At 42.5% G+C, this 268-nt stretch carries 1 pseudogene; it reads left to right on the top strand.

Going from position 1 to position 268, the window contains the following annotated elements:
- Window positions 1-36 precede the first annotated feature (36 nt).
- Window positions 37-268: pseudogene (gene dcuC, locus ACNQ0T_RS24335) on the top strand (anaerobic C4-dicarboxylate transporter DcuC); the annotation flags it as partial.

The following is a 268-nucleotide window of genomic DNA, read 5'->3' as shown; positions in this document are numbered from 1 at the left end:
CCAATAATTCCAAAATGAGACGGGCAGGAGAAACACATAATCGAGCTCTTAATAGGCGTATTGGTCGCCGTTGGAGTTGGGCGCTATATAATAAAGGGTTACTCTGCAACTGGGGTATTAATGACGGGGGGTATTTTACTCCTAATTATTACTGCGTTAATGGGTAAAAGCATTTTACCAGAATCATTGAAAGCAACGGGATGGCGCGTTACTGATATTCTGGAATACAGCAAGTTCTTATTAATGAGCCTAGGTGGTGACCTCGGTA

It is taken from the genome of Enterobacter cloacae complex sp.6700776 (assembly GCF_048284255.1).
In the GTDB taxonomy this organism is placed as follows: Bacteria; Pseudomonadota; Gammaproteobacteria; order Enterobacterales; family Enterobacteriaceae; genus Enterobacter; species Enterobacter intestinihominis.
This window is presented reverse-complemented; position numbering and strand designations above follow the sequence as displayed.